The 18792-nt window shown below is 32.1% G+C and carries 15 protein-coding genes; 14 read left to right on the top strand and 1 reads right to left on the bottom strand.

Annotated elements, in window-relative coordinates:
* Positions 1–71: 71 nt before the first annotated feature.
* Positions 72–2090 carry a urocanate hydratase gene (gene hutU, locus OL234_RS06110; RefSeq protein WP_437184436.1) on the bottom strand — a complete coding sequence of 673 codons (2019 nt, stop codon included), beginning with the start codon at positions 2088–2090 and terminating at the stop codon, positions 72–74.
* Positions 2091–2280: 190 nt separating this feature from the next.
* Here hutU and hutI point away from each other — a divergent pair, with 190 nt between their 5' ends.
* From hutI to OL234_RS06040, 14 genes are all read left to right on the top strand, one after another.
* Positions 2281–3549 (top strand): imidazolonepropionase, encoded by a 1269-nt coding sequence (gene hutI, locus OL234_RS06105; RefSeq protein ID WP_275468361.1) that lies wholly within the window; start codon positions 2281–2283, stop codon positions 3547–3549.
* A gap of 95 nt (positions 3550–3644) precedes the next feature.
* On the top strand, positions 3645–6680 hold the full coding sequence (locus OL234_RS06100; protein ID WP_275468360.1) for a tetratricopeptide repeat protein: 3036 nt from the start codon (positions 3645–3647) through the stop codon (positions 6678–6680).
* A gap of 625 nt (positions 6681–7305) precedes the next feature.
* On the top strand, positions 7306–8205 hold the full coding sequence (ftcD, locus tag OL234_RS06095; RefSeq protein ID WP_275468359.1) for a glutamate formimidoyltransferase: 900 nt from the start codon (positions 7306–7308) through the stop codon (positions 8203–8205).
* Between the two features lie 16 nt (positions 8206–8221).
* Positions 8222–8851 (top strand): cyclodeaminase/cyclohydrolase family protein, encoded by a 630-nt coding sequence (locus OL234_RS06090; RefSeq protein WP_275468358.1) that lies wholly within the window; start codon positions 8222–8224, stop codon positions 8849–8851.
* A gap of 18 nt (positions 8852–8869) precedes the next feature.
* Positions 8870–10546 carry a formate--tetrahydrofolate ligase gene (locus OL234_RS06085; RefSeq protein WP_275468357.1) on the top strand — a complete coding sequence of 559 codons (1677 nt, stop codon included), beginning with the start codon at positions 8870–8872 and terminating at the stop codon, positions 10544–10546.
* Entirely contained in the window at positions 10515–11156 is a 642-nt protein-coding gene (locus OL234_RS06080; protein ID WP_275468356.1) for a HutD family protein, read from the top strand. Before OL234_RS06085 ends, OL234_RS06080 begins: the two co-directional genes overlap by 32 nt.
* A gap of 93 nt (positions 11157–11249) precedes the next feature.
* Positions 11250–12572, top strand: a complete 1323-nt coding sequence (locus OL234_RS06075; protein ID WP_275468355.1) for an APC family permease — start codon at positions 11250–11252, stop codon at positions 12570–12572.
* A 19-nt stretch (positions 12573–12591) separates the two neighbouring features.
* A complete protein-coding gene (gene hutH / locus OL234_RS06070) occupies positions 12592–14127 on the top strand; it encodes a histidine ammonia-lyase (RefSeq protein WP_275468354.1) in 1536 nt (511 codons plus the stop codon).
* 87 nt (positions 14128–14214) lie between these two features.
* A complete protein-coding gene (locus OL234_RS06065) occupies positions 14215–15096 on the top strand; it encodes a YitT family protein (protein ID WP_275468353.1) in 882 nt (293 codons plus the stop codon).
* Between the two features lie 73 nt (positions 15097–15169).
* Positions 15170–15661 carry an isochorismatase family protein gene (locus tag OL234_RS06060; RefSeq protein ID WP_275468352.1) on the top strand — a complete coding sequence of 164 codons (492 nt, stop codon included), beginning with the start codon at positions 15170–15172 and terminating at the stop codon, positions 15659–15661.
* 119 nt (positions 15662–15780) lie between these two features.
* On the top strand, positions 15781–16044 hold the full coding sequence (locus OL234_RS06055; protein WP_275468351.1) for an autorepressor SdpR family transcription factor: 264 nt from the start codon (positions 15781–15783) through the stop codon (positions 16042–16044).
* A gap of 1 nt (position 16045) precedes the next feature.
* Positions 16046–16690 carry a DUF1648 domain-containing protein gene (locus OL234_RS06050; RefSeq protein ID WP_275468350.1) on the top strand — a complete coding sequence of 215 codons (645 nt, stop codon included), beginning with the start codon at positions 16046–16048 and terminating at the stop codon, positions 16688–16690.
* A 215-nt stretch (positions 16691–16905) separates the two neighbouring features.
* Positions 16906–17625, top strand: coding sequence for a DsbA family oxidoreductase (locus OL234_RS06045; RefSeq protein WP_275468349.1), 720 nt, complete (start codon positions 16906–16908; stop codon positions 17623–17625).
* 226 nt (positions 17626–17851) lie between these two features.
* The gene (locus tag OL234_RS06040) at positions 17852–18784 is read left to right on the top strand and encodes an NAD(P)H-dependent oxidoreductase (protein WP_275468348.1); all 933 of its coding nucleotides are present in this window, start codon (positions 17852–17854) and stop codon (positions 18782–18784) included.
* Positions 18785–18792: the final 8 nt, after the last annotated feature.

Genomic DNA, 18792 nt, shown 5'->3' with positions numbered 1-18792 from the left:
CTGAAATTAAGCAAGATTTCTTTTTAGTTGTCATGCTATAATTTTATTAAGATTAACTATATTGACTGTGATTAATCAACTATATTGCTAAACAGGGTGTCATCTACTAAATAAGGAAGGGTAATGTGATCAAAATCTTTATGACTATTATTAAACTCAATAGCTGTTAAGATAGCATTATCATTTCTAGCCCAACTTCTTCTCGCAACACCTCCCATAGTATCCCAAGAAATAGCAGATTTTATAATGTCATCACACTCACTACTACCATCTAAAACTAGACCAAATCCGCCATTTATTGCTTTTCCTATTCCAACACCACCGCCATTATGAAGGGTTACCAAAGTCATACCACGGGCTGCGTTACCGGCAAAACATTGAGTAGCCATATCAGCAGTAATATTACTACCGTCTTTAATGTTAGCGGTTTCTCTGAATGGAGAATCTGTACCAGAAACGTCGTGATGATCTCGTCCTAACATAATGGGTCCAATTTCACCAGAGCGAACAAGCTCATTAAATTTTAATGCGATTTTTTCACGACCACTAGCATCTTGATAAAGAATTCTTGCTTCAGTTCCTACTACTAATTGATTTTTTTCAGCATCCTTAATCCAATTATAGTTATCCAAGTCTTGATAACGACGGGTAGGATCAATTACTTCCATAGCAGCTTGATCAGTTTTAATCAAATCAGAATGTTTATGACTCAAACACACCCATCTGAAGGGACCGTAACCATAATCGAATAACATTGGTCCCATAATATCTTCAACATAAGAAGGCCAGATAAATCCGTCTTTATCATCAATCCCATTTTTGGAAATTTCTTTAATACCACTATCATAAATAGCTTTCATAAATGAATTGCCATAATCAAAAAAATAGGTTCCCTTAGCTGTTAATTTTTTAATGACATTAAAGTGTCGTTTCAATGTACTATCAACTGATTCTTTAAACGCAGTTTTATTTTGACTTAATAGAGTAGTTCTTTCTTCAAAACTCATATCCACAGGACAATAGCCACCGTCATAAACATTGTGACAAGATGTTTGATCCGATAATAAATCGATAGAAATATTTTGTTTCTCCATATACTCTAAAAGATCTACGATATTTCCGTGATAAGCGATAGAGGTTCCTTTTTTAGCATCCAAATAGGTATTAGCTAATTTAACAGCTGATTCAGGGGTGTTTGCCAGATTACTAATCCAACCTTGTTGTAAACGTGTGTTGATACGAGACATATCCACTTCAGATACAATCGTAACAGCATTGGCAATCTCACCAGCTTTTCCTTGTGCCCCACTCATACCACCTAGTCCAGAGGTGACAAATAATTTTCCGGTTAAATCATCTTCAGCTGCTAGACCAAGTTTTAGACGACCTGCATTTAAGAGGGTATTGAAAGTTCCGTGGACAATACCTTGTGGTCCAATATACATCCACCCACCAGCTGTCATTTGGCCATAGTTTGTGACACCTAGCTGTTCACCGATTTCCCAGTCGTCAATATTATCATATTCACCCACAAGTAACCCATTGGTGATGATGACTCTAGGAGCACTTTTTTTAGACTTAAACAACCCAACTGGGTGACCGGATTCAATTACTAAGGTTTGTTGATCCGTCATTTTTTTTAGATAACTTTTAATTAGGTGATACTGCATCCAGTTAGCACAAACTTGTCCGGTTTCACCATATGTGACAAGTTCATAAGGATAAAGTGCCACATCAATATTGAGATTGTTATCAATCATCACTTGTAGTGCTTTTGTAGCAACGCAGGTTCCGTCATAATCCTCAATCGCTTTTCCTTCAATGGGGTGTTTAGGATACCATCTATAACCATAAATCCGCCCACGTTCTTTTAATTCTTGTAGAAATTCAGGTAACATCTGTTCATGGTATTGTTCAGGGACATAACGTAGTGCATTTTTTAATGCAAGTTTTGTTTGGTCAGAAGATAAACGGTAGCCACGGTCTGGTGCACGTCTAACAGTATCATCAAATTTAGGCATATCAGGTAATTCATTGGGTAGCGTAATGGTCATAGCATTCTCAATTTGTTTATTTGTAATCATTTGTATAGCCTCCTATGTGATTAATTCTATTTTTAAACTAATTCTTCCTTATTTTTACAGAACTTGGTCAAATTAAAGTCTATAAAATCATAAAACTCATTTTAATTTTAAAAGGTTGTCTTTGAATTTTTTAGACGAAACTTAGATACAAAATTAGCTATAATTAGAAAACTAATATGGAAAAGAGGAGATTGGAATGTTTGCAGATACAGTTATTCAAAATTTGAGTCAAATTTTTGTTCCCAATGCTATTGAGAGACCTTTACGAGGCAGTGAGATGTCTCAAGTAAATTTAATTACAAATGGTTACATTGCCATAAAAGATGGAAAAATTTTGAAAATAGCTAGTGGAAAACCTAATGATTCTTTAATAAACGAATTGACACAAGTTATTGAAGGTGACAATAAACTTGCGACACCTGGTTTGATAGATTGTCATACTCATTTAGTTTATGGCGGTAGTCGAGAAAATGAATTTTCCAAGAAGTTAAATAATGTTGATTATTTGGATATTTTAAAATCTGGTGGAGGAATATTGAGTACGGTTAAAGCAACTAGAAAAGCTAGTTTTGAAGAGTTATATCAAAAATCAAAACAACTATTAGATAAAATGTTATTACACGGTGTTACATCAATTGAAGCCAAAAGTGGTTATGGTTTAAATTGGGAAACAGAATCGCGTCAATTAGAAGTTGTAAAGGCTTTAAATGAAAATCATCCTATTAATATTGTGTCAACATTTATGGCAGCTCACGCTGTTCCACCAGAATTTAAAGATCGTTCAGATGACTTTATTGATTTTATTATTTTAGAAATGTTACCTAAAGTAAAATCAAAAAATTTAGCAGAATTTTGCGATATTTTTTGTGAATATGGGGTGTTTTCTGCAGAACAATCCTATCGTTTATTAGAAGCGGCTAAAAAATTAAATTTTAAATTAAAAATCCATACAGATGAAATAAAAACCATTGGTGGTGTTGATGTCGCATCGGCATTACATGTAACAAGCGCTGAACATTTAATGAAAATAACCGAATTGGGGATTAAACAATTAAGTGAAAAAGAAATTATAGGAAATTTATTACCTGGAACAACGTTTAGTTTGATGGAAAAAAACTATGCACCAGCTAGAGAAATGTTACGCGAGGGTATGGCGATCACCTTATCGACTGATAGCAATCCTGGAAGTTGCCCAACAGCAAATTTGCAGTTTATTATGCAACTAGGTTGTTTTAATATGAAGTTGACACCGATCGAAGTTTTTAATGCCGTAACAATTAATGCGGCTTATTCAATTAATAGAGGTGGTACCTTAGGTGATTTTGAAGTAGGTTCTCCAGCCGATATTGTTATTTTTGATGCACCTAACATTGACTATGCTATGTATTTTTTTGCAACTAATTTAGTGTCAGATGTTTTTAAAGAAGGAAAGAGGGTAGTACATAACGGAGTGAGAGTAGTTTGAAGCAATGTCAATAACACTGTTCAGTCGAGCTAATAAAAAACAAGAGTTTATTGACAGTATTTTATTAAAATAACTAACAGGAAGTTGGAATTATATTGAAAAATACAGTTTATGGTCAACTTTTTGGAAATCCACAAATATATTTAAATGGTAAACCAATTTTTTTTGCATTTTCTAAAATAAATGGTTTACTTTATTATTTATTTGTCAATAAAACAGTCAGTCGAGATGAAATAGCTAATCTTTTATGGCCTAATATGTCTGAGAAAAATGCAAAAAAAAATCTTAGAAACACTATTTACCAAGCTAATAAATTATTAGGAAATGAGTATATTCAATCCCCCAACAAACTAATTTTGGTTTTAAATGATGAGTTAACAATTATAAGCGATGTTGAGTTGTTTAAAGAGGACTCATTAAAATATGTAACAGTGTATAAAGATTATTTTTTAAAAGGATTTTTTTTAAAAGGTTCAGAGGAGTTTGAATTATGGGTAGTTAAAATGCGTCAATTTTTTGAAAAAGAGTTTGTTAATGGGTGTTATAAAAAAATAAAAATAGATATTAATCAAGGAAATTATCTAAATATAGAAAAAAATGTAGAACGACTGATTGATATTGATAATTATGATGAACGTCATTATGAACTGTTAATGGTATATTATCAAAAAATCCATCGACATGAAAAAGTCCTAAAGGTTTATTATACTTTAGCGGACATCTTGAATAATGAACTTGGAACAAAACCAAGTAGTTATATCCGTCAGTTGTTTGAGACATCATTAATGATTATAAACAATCAGTTAAAGAAAAAAGAAAATAGATTTAAAGATACTTTTTTTGGAAGATTAGATGAAATAAAAAAATTAGAAAGTAATTTAAATTCATTTTATTATCAAAAAAGGTATGACTCTATTTTGATAGTAGGTGAGGAAGGTGTTGGGAAAAAAAGCTTATTAAATAGAGTTCTTGATAATAATCAACAGCGTTTTTATATATTAGAAACGCAATGTTATGAAATAGAGCAACAATTTAATTTAAGAGCATGGAAAAAAATTTTATTAGAATTAGGTGAATTAATAAATCAATATAATTTTTTTGATCATGACTATTGGAATACGATTATGAGACAATTTTTCCCAGATATGACCAGCTTCGGAGAGAATGATAATCGAGTGATTTGGTCAGAAAATAATATTGATATTAATGTATTATCTCAAATCATTGTAGACACTCTTACTAAATATGCTGAATCAAATAAAATAATAGTTATTTTTCAAAATATTCAGTGGTTAGATCATTTAAGTTGTCAGCTACTGATGAGTGTGATGTTTCATTTGAAAAAAAAAGTAATGTTTATTTTAACTTTAAGAAATGATACATTTATCAGTAATACGAATCTGGTATCGATGTTAAGACAAAATAATTTAGTAACGGAATTAAATTTAAAGACATTGAGTAAAATAGAAATGACAGCTTTTATTACTCAAACGAATCATGATAGGCAATTAAAACCATCAGAAATAGATCAATTATTTTTTTTAACAGAGGGTAATTTTTTATTTTTAAAAGAATATTTAAATCTTATCCGAAGTGATGCTGATTTAGATGTAATGAACATTAAGATGACAGATATTTTAGAAAATCGTTTTACTCATTTAACAACTATTGAAAACAGTCTTTGTGAAAAAATATCATATTTTTACAATAGCGTAGCTATTTCGTTGTTATCCGAATTAATGGATATTCCCATAGATAAATTAGTCCAAGTAATTGATCCTTTAATTAAACAAAGTATTTTAGTAGAGGAAGTCATTGCTAGTGAAGTTTCAATTTCTTTTGTGCATAATCGTTTTAGTGAGTATTTTTATAAAAAGCAACGAAATGGCAAAAGAATAAAAACTCACGGGTTGATTGCAAAGTGTTTAGAAAAAAATAATATTAGCGATAAAAATGATTGTTTTATTCTTTCAATGATTGCTTCTCATTTTAGAGAAGCGAAAATGGGCCTAAAAGCTATTGATTATAAATTAAAATATTTACAGAGCTATTTTAATTTTTATACTGATTTATTTCCTGCCAATCCAATTTATGAACAAGATGTTATCATTAATAAAGATCTTCCGGCAGAAGAATTTATTGAAATAAGATTACAATTAAATGAGTTACAAGGGACTTATAAATCTGAGGAGGAGGAACGGGAATACGATTTATTGACGATTAGATTAGCTGTTTTAGAAGGGCGATTTTTTATTAGGAATGGAAAGTATGATGAAGCTTTAAAATGTCTAACTTATGTTATTAAAACATCAAATGAGTGGAATAAAAAAGAATTTTTATTGGAAGCTTATAAACAATTAATCTATTATAATATTCAGATTGATAACGTAAGTGAGATGTATAAATATATTGAATTAGCCTTAGCCGAAGCAACAGCAAATAATAACCATGAATTAATAGGTATTTTGATGAGGTTGAAGGGACTTTATTATTTGATGACGGGTAAGTTTGTCTTAGCAGAAAATTGTCTAAACGATTCTATCAGTCTTTTTACATTGACAACAGCAATCACCCGCAAGTATACGTTAAATATTGCTGCAGCCTATGATTACTTAGCTGAAATAAAAAATATTCAAAAAAAATACGATCAAGCAATTACACTACAGCAGAAAGCAATTGATTTATGTGATGGCAAAGTCGCCTATTCTAGTATTTCTGTATTTTATATTAATATGGGAATTATATTATTTGCTAAAGAAGACTATGAAGAAGCCTCTAATTATTTTAATAAAGCCTATGATATCTATGAAACATGTTCTTCTATATGGAAAAGAACTCAGCTAGATGTTTATATGGCACTGATTAAAGTGTATGAAAGAGATTATGACGCTGTAGAAGTCTATTTAATAAGTTCTCAAAAGTATGCGGATCGATTTCTTTATGAAGAGAATGGGATTCTCAATTTTGCTAAGGCAATAATCAAACATTATTTGATTGTTGATAACCAAAAAGATCTCACATTGGGAGGCACTTTGGAAAAAGATGAATGTTTTTATTATGAGAAAGCATTAAAAAATTTGAATAATAATCGAAATAGATTAGAAATAGATTTATTAAAAAAGTTAATTTAGCCACTAAAAAGACAAACATGATGTCAATCTGTTTGTTTTTTTAGTATGTAATATTAGAATTTGATAAGAATTTTTTTTGACAATTACCATCTAAAAATCGTCAAAATACTTGAATAAAAGAACAACTATAGTTATGAATTAACCTGTTAATTTTTTTATGGTATTTTCTCTTAAAAATTAGAGAGGACACTACTCATAATATTTTTGGAAATTAATGATTTTAAGAAAGGATACGTGTCGAATAAGTGTCAAATAAGTTAAAAAATGTTATAAAATATAACAATTTATCTTGATTGAAAATGCTTTAAAACGTTTATTTAATGCCTTTTCGGGAGTTTGACACTGTATTTTAGGAGTGATAGATTGATTGTGAGATAAGTAATAAAAAAGGGGGGATTTAAGTTGTGAAATACTAATATTGAGATTAAAGGAATAGAACGTGTAAGTTTCTGACAGTATTAGAGACGTGCCTTAAGTAACATGCAACACTGATTCATTTTATTTAAAAAAAGGAATAGTTGTTGCTGATGAACGATTTATAAAATGATTGAAAATAAAAAAGTGTATTGCTTAAGAAAAAACTTGAAAAGTTAAAAAAATAAGTTAATAAAAAAGGATGATAAAAATGGTTAAATTAGTAGAATGTATTCCTAATTTTAGTGAAGGACAAGATTTAGAAATTATCAATAATCTGGTTGAAATCGCAAAAAGTATGCCTAATGTGACATTATTAGATTATTCTTCCGATGCAAATCACAATAGGAGTGTTTTCACATTGGTGGGGGATAGCGAAATTATTTCAGAAGTAATTTTTCAAATGATGAAATATGCAACTGACCATATTGATGTAACCAAACAAATTGGTGAACACCCTAGAATGGGGGCAACTGACGTGGTTCCTTTTGTACCAATCAAAGGTATTACATCAGAAGAATGTGTCTTGATTTCTAAAGAATTAGCTAAACGAGTTAATACGGAGTTAAACATTCCAATATTTTTATATGAAGAGTCTGCGACGGCAGCAAATCGTAAAAATTTAGCTAAAATCAGAAAAGGCCAAATTGAAAAAATGCCAGAAAAATTACTTTTAGATGAGTGGCAGCCTGATTTTGGAGATAGAAAAATCCATCCAACTGCTGGTGTCACTGCAATAGGTGCTAGGATGCCTTTAGTTGCATTTAATGTTAATTTAGATACTGATGATATAACTATTGCCAATAAAATTGCACGTATTGTTAGAGGATCTAATGGTGGATTTAAATACTGTAAAGGAATTGGGGTCATGTTAGAAGATCGTAACATTGCTCAAGTTTCAATGAACATGGTTAATTTTGAGGGTACTCCGTTATATCGGGCCTTTGAAACGATTCGTTTTGAGGCACAACGTTATGGTGTCAATATTATTGGAAGTGAATTGATTGGATTAGCACCTGCAAAAGCTTTAATTGATACTGCAGAATATTATTTACAAATAGAAGACTTCGATTATAATAAACAAGTTTTAGAAAATTATTTATTAAATTAAGAAAGGTGATATTAACATGAAATTAATCGACTTGACATTAACCGACTTTGTAAGCGTTTTATCATCAAGTGAACCTGCACCTGGAGGTGGTTCCGCTTCTGCTTTAGCTGCAGATATGGGTGTTGCTTTATCACGAATGGTTGCGGAATTAACTATTGGTAAAAAAAAATATGTTGAACATCATGATTTAATAAATTCTATCTTACCCCAAATAATTGACATACAAGATAAATTATTAAAGGCAATTGATGAAGATACGCTAGCATTTAATGCTGTTTCCTCAGTTTTTTCAATGCCAAAAGAATCAAATGAGGAAAAAGAAGCACGTAAAGAAGCGATGCAAGTAGCTTTAAAAGGGGCAGCTTTATCACCTTTTATCATGATGGAGTCAATCTTAAAAGGATTAGAACTAATACAATTAATGGTTGGAAAAACTAACAGTAATGCAATTAGCGATTTGGGTGTTGCTGCTTTGAATTTAAAATCAGGCTTACAGGGAGCTTGGTTAAATGTGCTAATCAATTTATCAGGTATTAAAGATGAAGAGTTTATCAAAAAACATGAGGAACAAGGGGCTAGCTTAGTCCAAAAAGGCACAGTTCTAGCAGATAGTATTTATCAAGATGTTTTGACAATTATTAAATAAAAAGGAGTGAGCATTAAAATGAAAATACCGACGGATATCGAGATAGCAACTGAAACAACGATGCTACCTATTAAAAATATAGCAGAAAAAATGGAACTTCAAGAGGATAGTTACGAATTGTATGGAAAATACAAAGCTAAGATTAACAGTCATGAATTAAAAAAGATGTCCAATAAAAAAAATGGTAAGTTAATACTAGTTACTGCAATTAGCCCCACACCTGCTGGTGAAGGAAAAACAACAACTTCTGTTGGCTTGGCTGATGGGTTAGCTAAAATAGGTAAGCGAGCAATGCTGGCTTTAAGAGAGCCCTCTTTAGGACCTGTCTTTGGCATGAAAGGTGGCGCAACCGGTGGTGGTTATGCCCAAGTTGTCCCAATGGAAGAAATCAATTTACATTTTACAGGTGATTTTCATGCCATAGGTGTTGCAAATAACTTGCTTGCTGCCTTGATTGACAATCATATTCATCATGGAAATATATTAAACATTGATAGTCAAAAAATCACATGGAAAAGAGTCGTAGATATGAACGATCGACAATTACGTCATATTGTCAGTGGTCTACAAGGAAAAGTAAATGGTGTAACAAGAGAAGATGGATACGATATAACTGTCGCTTCAGAAATAATGGCAATACTGTGTTTGTCTAATAACATTGTTGAATTAAAAGATAAGTTAAGGCAGATAATTATTGGCTATAATAGTTCAGGGGATCCGGTTACTGCTGGTGATCTAAAGGCAGAAGGTGCTTTGACAGCTTTATTAAAAGAAGCGATTAATCCTAATTTAGTTCAAACATTAAATCATACACCAGCTCTTATTCATGGTGGCCCATTTGCCAATATTGCACATGGTTGTAACAGTATACTAGCAACGAAGTTAGCAATGAAGTATGCTGATTTTGCGATTACCGAAGCTGGTTTTGGTTCTGACTTAGGTGCAGAAAAATTTATTGATATTAAGTGTCGTATGGCGGATATCCAGCCAGATGCCGTTGTCCTTGTTGCAACAATCCGTGCTTTAAAAATGCATGGTGGCGTATCTAAAAAGGAATTAAATAAAGTTAATAAAGACGCAATTCTTGAAGGCTTACCTAATTTAAAACAACATTTAGTAACGATTAAAGAAGTTTATGGGTTACCGGTTGTTGTTGCTCTTAACAAATTTGAAACAGATACTGCTGAAGAGTTAGAGTTAGTCAAAGAATACTGTCTGAGTAATCAAACAGAAGTGGTTTTATCGGAAGCTTGGGAAAAAGGAGCGGATGGTAGTGTAGCGTTGGCAGAAAGCGTGGTCAGATTGGCTAATCAGACGAATGATTTTAGCTACGTTTATGACCTAACAGATAGCATTGAAGATAAGCTAACTAAAGTTGTTCAAAAGGTTTATGGTGGAAATGGTGTTACCTTTAGTAAGAAAGCTTATAAAGAATTAAATGAGCTAAATAGACTAGGATTTAGTAACTATCCAATTTGTATGGCAAAAACACAATTCTCATTCTCAGATCAAGTAAGTTTAATCGGTGCTCCAAAAGATTTTGATATTAATATTGCCAGTCTAAAAATATCAGCCGGAGCAGGCTTCATTGTCGCTTTGACAGGCAGTGTCATGACAATGCCTGGTTTACCTAAGCATCCTGCATCAGAAGGTATTGATGTGAATGAAGATGGGGATATTACAGGATTATTTTAAAATGAACAGATACGTTGAAAAAAAATACATTGTTAAAGAAGAATATGTGTCAACGGAATGGACCGGCGGTATAACAACAGAGTTATACCGTTCACCGGTAGAAAATGATCCTTCTAACAATCAATCCTTTGATTTCAGATTATCAACAGCAAGTATTTCAAAAAAAAATAGTGACTTTACTAAATTAGCAGGCTATAACCGGATTATTATGAGTTTGGATAAGCCATTAGTCTTAGATCATCCTGAGACATCTAAAGCTAAAAAAATCCATTTGAAACCTTTAGAAGCCTACTTTTTTTCAGGCGATATTGAAACTAGAAGTTATGGTTTGTGTCAGGATATTAATTTGATATATAAAAAAGAAATTAATGCCAAAATGGTAGTTATTAAAAATAGTGACGTAAAGATAATTACGGATAAGGATAGTATACATCTAATATACGCAATCAAAAGCTCTAAGATTACAATCAACTATAAAAATAAATCGGTAGAGGATTTAATGATTTATTCAGGAGATACAGTTGTTTTAGAAATAGGAATGACTATAAACTATTTTAGTATTCATGCTAACAGCCTATTAATTTTATCTGAATTATCTAAAAACCAATGATTAGTGAATGTAATCAAAAACCTTGTTAGTGAAAGGAGAGATCTTAGATTGTAATAGTTTTATTGCCTATAAATAAATTATAAGGAGATAATTATGAGTATAAAAGCTGAAATTGAAGAGTCAAGTATTCAAAATGAAGACGTAAAATTCAGTTTAAATGGTGCCACCCTTTATGGAATAAATGCAGTAATTGGTTCTGGTATTTTTTTATTACCTCAAACAATTTATAGAGATCTAGGACCTGCCTCATTGTTAGCGATGGTTTTTGATGCAATTTTGATTTTATTATTAGCAGTTTGTTTTGCTGAGGTATCCGGTTATTTTAATAAGAACGGCGGCGCATTTCAATATTCTAAAGCGGCCTTTGGCGATTTCGTAGGATTTAATGTAGGCCTCTTAGGTTGGTTCGTGACCTTAATATCATGGTCGGCTATGGCAGCGGGTTTTTCAAAATTGTTAATTGTCGCGTTTCCGACATTAGAAGGTAAAAACACTATCATAAGTATTTGTTTAGTGATAGCATTGTCAATCATCAATAGTTTGGGTATAAAAACATCTAAAATATTTACAATTAGTATCACTATCGCAAAATTAATACCCATTGTAGCTTTTACATGTTGTAGTTTATTCTTTATTAAACATGGCATTTCCAAAGGGAATTTTACACCATTCTTGCAACTAAGCCCAGGTATGACTGTTTCTAAAGCCATGGCTGGAACATCTCTAACAGTTTTTTATGCCTTTATTGGATTTGAAGCCCTTCCAATTGTTGCCGGTGAGATGAGAAACGCTAAAAAAAATGTTCCTAAAGCTATTATAGGTTCAATAAGTATTGTTTCAATCTTATACTTTGTGATTATAGCAGGAACTATAGCGATGCTTGGCGTTGGTATTCTAGAGACAGATGCGCCGGTCCAAGATGCTTTTGCAGAGATGATTGGACCATTTGGGAAATGGGTCATTTCTATTGGGGCATTGATTTCGATATTAGGATTAAATGTAGGTGATTCTATGATGATTCCGAGATATGGTGCTGCAATTTCAGATGAAGGGTTGTTACCAACCATTATTTCTAAAAAAAATAATAAGGGAGCACCTATTATTGCGATAGCTGTTTCTGGTGTACTGACTTCTTTATTATTACTAAGTGGTAGTTTTGAGCAATTGGCAGAATTAAGTGTTGTTTTTAGATTTATTCAATATATTCCATCAGCTTTAGCAGTGATCTTTTTAAGAAAGAAAAATCCGAATACTAATTTGACCTTTAAATTACCTTTTGGGCCACTTATCCCGATTATTGCTATTTTGGTAAGTATTTGGATGCTTGCATTTGGTGCCAGTACAATAAGTTTATTAGCAGGTGTTATTGGTATTATTGTGGCTAGTATCTTTTATTTCATATTAAATAAACATTAACTAATTAGGAGGGAAAAAAATGACTAAGACAGTGATATTAGATGGCAATAGTTTGACCTTGAGTGATGTTATCAGTGTAGCAAGAAATTTTGATGAAGTGACTATTTCTGAGGAAGCTATTCAAGCAGTTCATGATTCTAGAAAAATAATTGACACTATTGTTAAAAATAAAGAAATCACATATGGTGTTAATACAGGTTTTGGTTCTTTGGTCAAAGTTAGTATTCCAGAAGATGAGGCACAGAGATTACAAGAAAATTTAATTAGAACGCACTCTTGTGGTTTTGGCAATAACTTTAAAGAAGACGAAGTAAGAGCAATCATGTTAATTAGAATTAATTCATTGCTCAAAGGCTATTCTGGCATTCGTTTAACTACAATTAATACACTAGTGGAAATGTTGAATAAAAATCTTATACCATATATTCCAGAAAAAGGGTCCCTAGGTGCATCTGGTGATTTAGCACCGTTATCTCACATGGTTCTTCCAATGTTAGGCTTAGGTCAAGCTTATTATGAAGGCGAGTTAATGGACGGAGAAGAAGCTATGGATAAAGCCAATATTTCTATTATTAATTTAGCTGCAAAAGAAGGTTTGGCTTTGATTAATGGTACGACAGTATTAACTGCAATCGGTGCTTTAGCTACATATGATGCAGGTGTCTTACTAAAACTATCTGATATTGCAGGTGCCCTTTCTTTAGAAGTTCATAATGGAATAATAGATGCATTTAGTGAAGAAATCCATCTAATCCGACCACAAAAAGGACAATTAGATACGGCTAAAAATATTCGGTCGTTGCTACAACAAAGTACCCTAACTACTGCTGCAACAGCTGAAAGAGTACAAGATGCGTATACTTTACGTTGCATCCCACAAATACATGGTGCTAGTAAAGATACCGTGGCTTATGTGAAAGAAAAAGTTGAAATTGAATTGAATTCTGTAACAGATAATCCGCTGGTTATGAGATCTGGTAAAGTTATTTCTGGAGGTAATTTTCATGGAGAGCCATTAGCCCAACCCTTTGACTTTTTAGGGATAGGCTCGGCTGAAATTGGAAATGTTTCAGAGCGTCGAATTGAGCGTTTAATTAATACTAATTTAAGTGGCCTACCATCATTTTTAGTTAAGCATCCTGGTTTAAATTCTGGATTTATGATCACGCAATATGCAGCTGCATCATTAGTATCTGAAAATAAAATTTTAGCACATCCAGCAAGTGTAGACTCAATACCTTCCTGTGAAAATCAAGAAGATTTTGTAAGTATGGGGACAATTGCAGCTAGAAAAGCGAGAGACATTTTAGATAACTCAACACGAATTGTTGCTACTGAAATTATGGCAGCGTGTCAGGCAATTGATTTTATACTAGATAAAGGCACACTTGGAGTAGGCAGTAAGGCTGCTTATGAGACATTTCGACATTCTGTTAAATTTATTGAAAATGATCAAGATATTCAAATGTTCAATGAATTAGAAAAAGCGACAGATTTATTGAAAAATGGTGAGTTGTTAAGAGAAGTTGAAAAGAAAGTATCATTAATAATTTAAAAAATAAGGCTACAAAAACCATTTCTGAAAAATTGGTCTTTGTAGCCTATTATTTTTTCAATAGGAACAGAAGGGGTTAGTGGTTTAATGAAATGGACAGTAGCTAAAGAAAGAGAACTAGTACAAAAATTTGTGATGAATATTTTTATCTTATTACTTTATGCTTTTTTGTATTCAATGGCTTTAAACATATTTTTACAAAACGGTAATATTTATGCAGGTGGTATAACAGGAATATCACAAATCATCACAACATTAATTACGCAACATACTACAGGGCATGTTTCCTTAGGATTGGTTTATTGGAGTTTAAATGTTCCGTTACTTATACTAGGATGGTTTTTAATCAATAGAAAATTTTTATTTTATACAATAACAGGTGTGACATTTGTGTCAATTGCAATTGAATTAACACCTAAAGTTATTTTAATATCTGATCCTATCATATGTGCTATTTTTGGTGGGGCAATCAGTGGCTTTTCCTTAGGGTTAGCTTTAAAACATGGGTTATCAACAGGTGGTTTAGATATTATATTATTAAGTATTAGACAATTAACAGGTAGAAGTATTGGCAATATTTCTTTAATTATTAATGGCACAATAGTTATTATATCAGGTTATATATTTGGCTGGCCACATATGTTTTATAGTATTTTATCAATTTTAGTTGCTTCTAAAACAACAGATATTATCTATACAAAGTATCAAAAAGTTCAAGTTATGATTATAACACCATATCCAGATGAAATTGTTAAAAAAATTCAAGAAAAATTAACTCGAGGAATTACAATCATTTATCATGCGCAAGGAGCGTATACAAAACAAGAAAGAGGTATTATTATCATGGTAATGACACAATTTGAAATGGATACATTAAGGGGGATCTTAGAAAAGAGTGAATTAGAAGCTTTTATAAGTATTTCGCAAAATATTGAGATATTAAGTGATTTTCAAGAAGATCTGATCTAAGCAGTAGGTCATTTTTTCAAAAATCAGATATAGTAGCAGTGACATATAAGTCGTAAATTTGAGAGGTGTAACTATGTTAGCAGATTGTTTGTTAGTCATTGATTTACAAGTAGGTCTTGATACAGTAGAAGCCCCCTTACATGAACTAGAACGCATTGTATATGAAGTAAATCAGCGAATCGCTTTATACCGTTCGGTAAAGAGACCTATTATTTTTATTCAACATGAAGATGAACGCTTAGTAAATGGTTCCTCTTTATGGGAATTGTTAGCTGGTTTGAACAACGATTCAGTTGACTATTATGTTAGTAAAAAGACAGCTAATGCTTTTTATCATACAATATTACCGGATATATTAAGGCATCTCAACGTTAAATCGATTGAATTTTGCGGGGCACAAACAGAGTATTGTATGGATACAGCTATTCGTTTTGCCCATGGAAATGGCTATTACTGTTATATGAAACCTAATTTGCACACAACTTCACGTAATAAGTTAGCATCGGCTGAAACAATCATCAAGCATCATGAGGCAATATGGCGCAGTTGGTTTTTAAAAAGTTAAAGCAACACCTATTTAGATTTTTTTCTAAATAGGTGTTGCTTTTTGTTTGGTTACGCTATACAATCTATTTAGATATAATTCTAATTAGAAAAAAATCTAAATAGATAGGAGATTGTAAAATGGGGATGTCAGAAACATTAAAAGCTATTTCAGATCCAATTAGGCGTCAAATTTTAGAAATGTTAAAAAAAGGAGCAATGTCAGCAGGTGATATTGCGGATAAGATAGATTTAACCAATGCCACAGTCTCTTATCACTTGTCTTTGTTACAGAAGGCAGAGTTGATAGAGAAACGTAAAGAGAAAAATTTTATTTACTATGAATTAAACTTATCAGTCTTTGAAGACGTTTTAGTTTGGATTCAAAGTTTAGGAGGAAAATAATATGACAAAATCAGATAAAAAAATCATGTATTTTACAACTTTGGTGACCCTATCACCCATTATTTTAGGAGTGTTTTATTACGAAGACCTACCTGCTAAAATGGCGATTCATTTTGGAATTAATAACACACCAGATGGGTTTGCTAGTAAAAATGTTGCCTTATTCGTTTTACCATTATTGTTAGGTGGCATACAAATTTTTTCATGTGTTGTTAATGACCGTAAAAAAAATAGTAACATGCCGCAGCCTAAATTCGAGACTCTTGTTAAGTGGGTTATACCAATCATAAGTATAGTAGTCTATGGCGTGACCTTAGCAGTAGGATTAGGAAAAGACCTAGATATTAGAAAAATTGTGATATTTTTAATTGGGCTTATCGTCGTAGTAATCGGTAACTATTTACCCAAATTAAGTAGTACGTATTTAACAACTCCTCAACCAGGCTATCATTTAGGAGATGGCATTGCCGATGTCGAAATAAAAAAAATATATAATCGTAAAACAGGCTATTTATTTGTAATAAGTGGTTTAATGATGTTGGTTTCCATCTTTTTATCTGAAAAGGTTTCAATCGTTGCTTTGGCATTATTAATTGTAGGAAGTATTGGTTTGGGAATTTATTATCGTTTTATTTATAAAAAATAAAGCATGCTTTGTTTTTTAAGTACATTTTAGGAACGCTCTTCAAGTGAAGTTTCTGGTCGATAAAGATGATAACAAACATTTTTAACTAGCACCTGATGGGTATTTATCATCATTACATGCTTGTCTGTTTTAGAACAAGCATTTAATTACGACATTTTTATAAAGTGAGCTAAACTATCTTTAAGGTAAGTTTATAAAAATAAAGAGGTGCTAGTATGAAAATTGATATTTGGTCAGATTTTGCCTGTCCATTCTGTTACATAGGTGAACGCCGATTACAGAAGGCAATTAATCTGTTTCCATACAAAGATGACATAACTGTCTCATTTAAAAGTTTTGAATTAGATCCAACGGCTAGTAATTATACGGGGATAGGGATTACAGAAGCGCTTGCTCAAAAATATGATGTCAGTGTAGAAGAAGCAGCAGCTATGAATCAACAAATTGCTGAACAAGCAAGTGGGGTTAGTTTGGATTTTGATTTTGATAAGATGAAACCAACTAACACTCGTAATGCTCATAGATTAGCCAAATACGCTGCAATAAAAGGGCTTGAAGCAGAGCTTGTTGAGAAACTATTTCAAGCTTACTTCACTGAAGGGAAAGTGCTTAGTGATTTGGATGTTTTAGTAGAGATTGGAACAAGTATAGGCTTAGAGGAAGCAGAGTTAAAGACTGTGTTAAATAATCCAGACGCGTTTGTACGAGAGGTTTGTTTAGAAGAAGAAGCAGCTGGTAAACTGGGGATTAATAGTGTGCCATTTATGGTTATTAATGATAAATATGTCATTAAAGGGGCTCAGCCTTTAGCAACTTTCAGTGGTGCTTTACAACAAGTTTGGGAAGAAGAACACCCCAACCCTCAATTTGAAGAGTTATTAAGTGTTAATACAGAGAGTCAATATTGTGAAGGTGGTAGGTGTAGGTTTAAATAAACTACTAAATAAAAAAGTTTAAGATTGGCCAATCTCTAGGGCTAGTCTTAAACTTTTTTGTTATTAAATTGGACAGGGTATTTCTAGAATCTTTATGTAGCGTTACATTGTTGAACTTTTTGTAAAAGCTTGTATAAGGTGATGTTATCTAATTGAAAATGCCTTATTTTTAAGCTGTATTTATGAGACAATTAACGTAATGTAAAGAAAGGAGGCCTATAACACGATGCATAAAAAGAGCTGGTTATTGACGATAGTACTGTGCTGTTTACTTAGTTATGCTCATTTACACAATGAGGCATTGGCAGAAGTCAATAAGACACAGAAATCTGAAAAATTACTAACCAAAGATCAACAAAATAAGAGAAGTGAGAGTAAAAATAAGCAAAAAAGAAAAAAGGTAACCTCTGATACGTCACAAAGGGAGGATGTGATTACTTCTGCAACCGTTGTTCCTGATTCACTCAAACAAACTTATGAACCGAAGGGCTTTACTAGCAATACTAAAAAAGAAAAAGTTTTATTTATAATGGCAGACCCTCGAGAAGAGAGTATTACAAATGATTTAGGAAATACTGCAATGGCTTTTTTTGAATCACATCAATTTGAAGTTGAAAAACGTGATTTGTACCAATTAAAATTCGATCCCATTATGACTTTAGCTACTTTTTATCATGCCAAAGATGGTAGTGGTGAGATTCCAGAAGATGTCAAGCTTGAACAAGCTTATGTAAAAAAAGCCCAACATATTATTTTTGTTTATCCTAACTGGTATGATTCACCAACACCTTTGATTAAAGGGTATATGGAACGTGTCTTTTCTAAAAATTTTGCCTATAGAGACAGTGATAAAGGGTTAGAAGGTTTACTAACTGATAAAGATATCTTTACTATTATGAATGCTGGCTATTTAGGTGGTGGTCAAGGCTATGTCGGTGACGGATTAGGCCAAGATGATAAAATGTGGGATAATTATATGAAAGCATTTAAAGTATTTGACGATGATACAGCTAAATTTTGGGGAGTTCAAAATAAGGGACGATTTGTCAATGATCAATCACCTAAAAATGACTCACTGGCTTATAAAAAAGAGTTGGACAAGGTTAGACTCTCTTTAACTAAACATCTTACCAAAACATACCTTTCACATAAAAAATAAAAAAGCTT

It is taken from the genome of Vagococcus intermedius, assembly GCF_029144185.1.
GTDB classification, from domain to species: Bacteria; Bacillota; Bacilli; order Lactobacillales; family Vagococcaceae; genus Vagococcus_D; species Vagococcus_D intermedius.
This window is presented reverse-complemented; position numbering and strand designations above follow the sequence as displayed.

Bases quoted from the DNA above. Each gene is read 5' to 3' on its own strand.
- hutI (WP_275468361.1), top strand. From the start codon at position 2,281: ATGTTTGCAGATACAGTTATTCAAAATTTGAGTCAAATTTTTGTTCCC.
- ftcD (WP_275468359.1), top strand. From the start codon at position 7,306: ATGGTTAAATTAGTAGAATGTATTCCTAATTTTAGTGAAGGACAAGAT.
- OL234_RS06090 (WP_275468358.1), top strand. From the start codon at position 8,222: ATGAAATTAATCGACTTGACATTAACCGACTTTGTAAGCGTTTTATCA.
- OL234_RS06085 (WP_275468357.1), top strand. From the start codon at position 8,870: ATGAAAATACCGACGGATATCGAGATAGCAACTGAAACAACGATGCTA.
- OL234_RS06080 (WP_275468356.1), top strand. From the start codon at position 10,515: ATGAAGATGGGGATATTACAGGATTATTTTAAAATGAACAGATACGTT.
- OL234_RS06075 (WP_275468355.1), top strand. From the start codon at position 11,250: ATGAGTATAAAAGCTGAAATTGAAGAGTCAAGTATTCAAAATGAAGAC.
- hutH (WP_275468354.1), top strand. From the start codon at position 12,592: ATGACTAAGACAGTGATATTAGATGGCAATAGTTTGACCTTGAGTGAT.
- OL234_RS06065 (WP_275468353.1), top strand. From the start codon at position 14,215: ATGAAATGGACAGTAGCTAAAGAAAGAGAACTAGTACAAAAATTTGTG.
- OL234_RS06060 (WP_275468352.1), top strand. From the start codon at position 15,170: ATGTTAGCAGATTGTTTGTTAGTCATTGATTTACAAGTAGGTCTTGAT.
- OL234_RS06055 (WP_275468351.1), top strand. From the start codon at position 15,781: ATGGGGATGTCAGAAACATTAAAAGCTATTTCAGATCCAATTAGGCGT.
- OL234_RS06050 (WP_275468350.1), top strand. From the start codon at position 16,046: ATGACAAAATCAGATAAAAAAATCATGTATTTTACAACTTTGGTGACC.
- OL234_RS06045 (WP_275468349.1), top strand. From the start codon at position 16,906: ATGAAAATTGATATTTGGTCAGATTTTGCCTGTCCATTCTGTTACATA.
- OL234_RS06040 (WP_275468348.1), top strand. From the start codon at position 17,852: ATGCATAAAAAGAGCTGGTTATTGACGATAGTACTGTGCTGTTTACTT.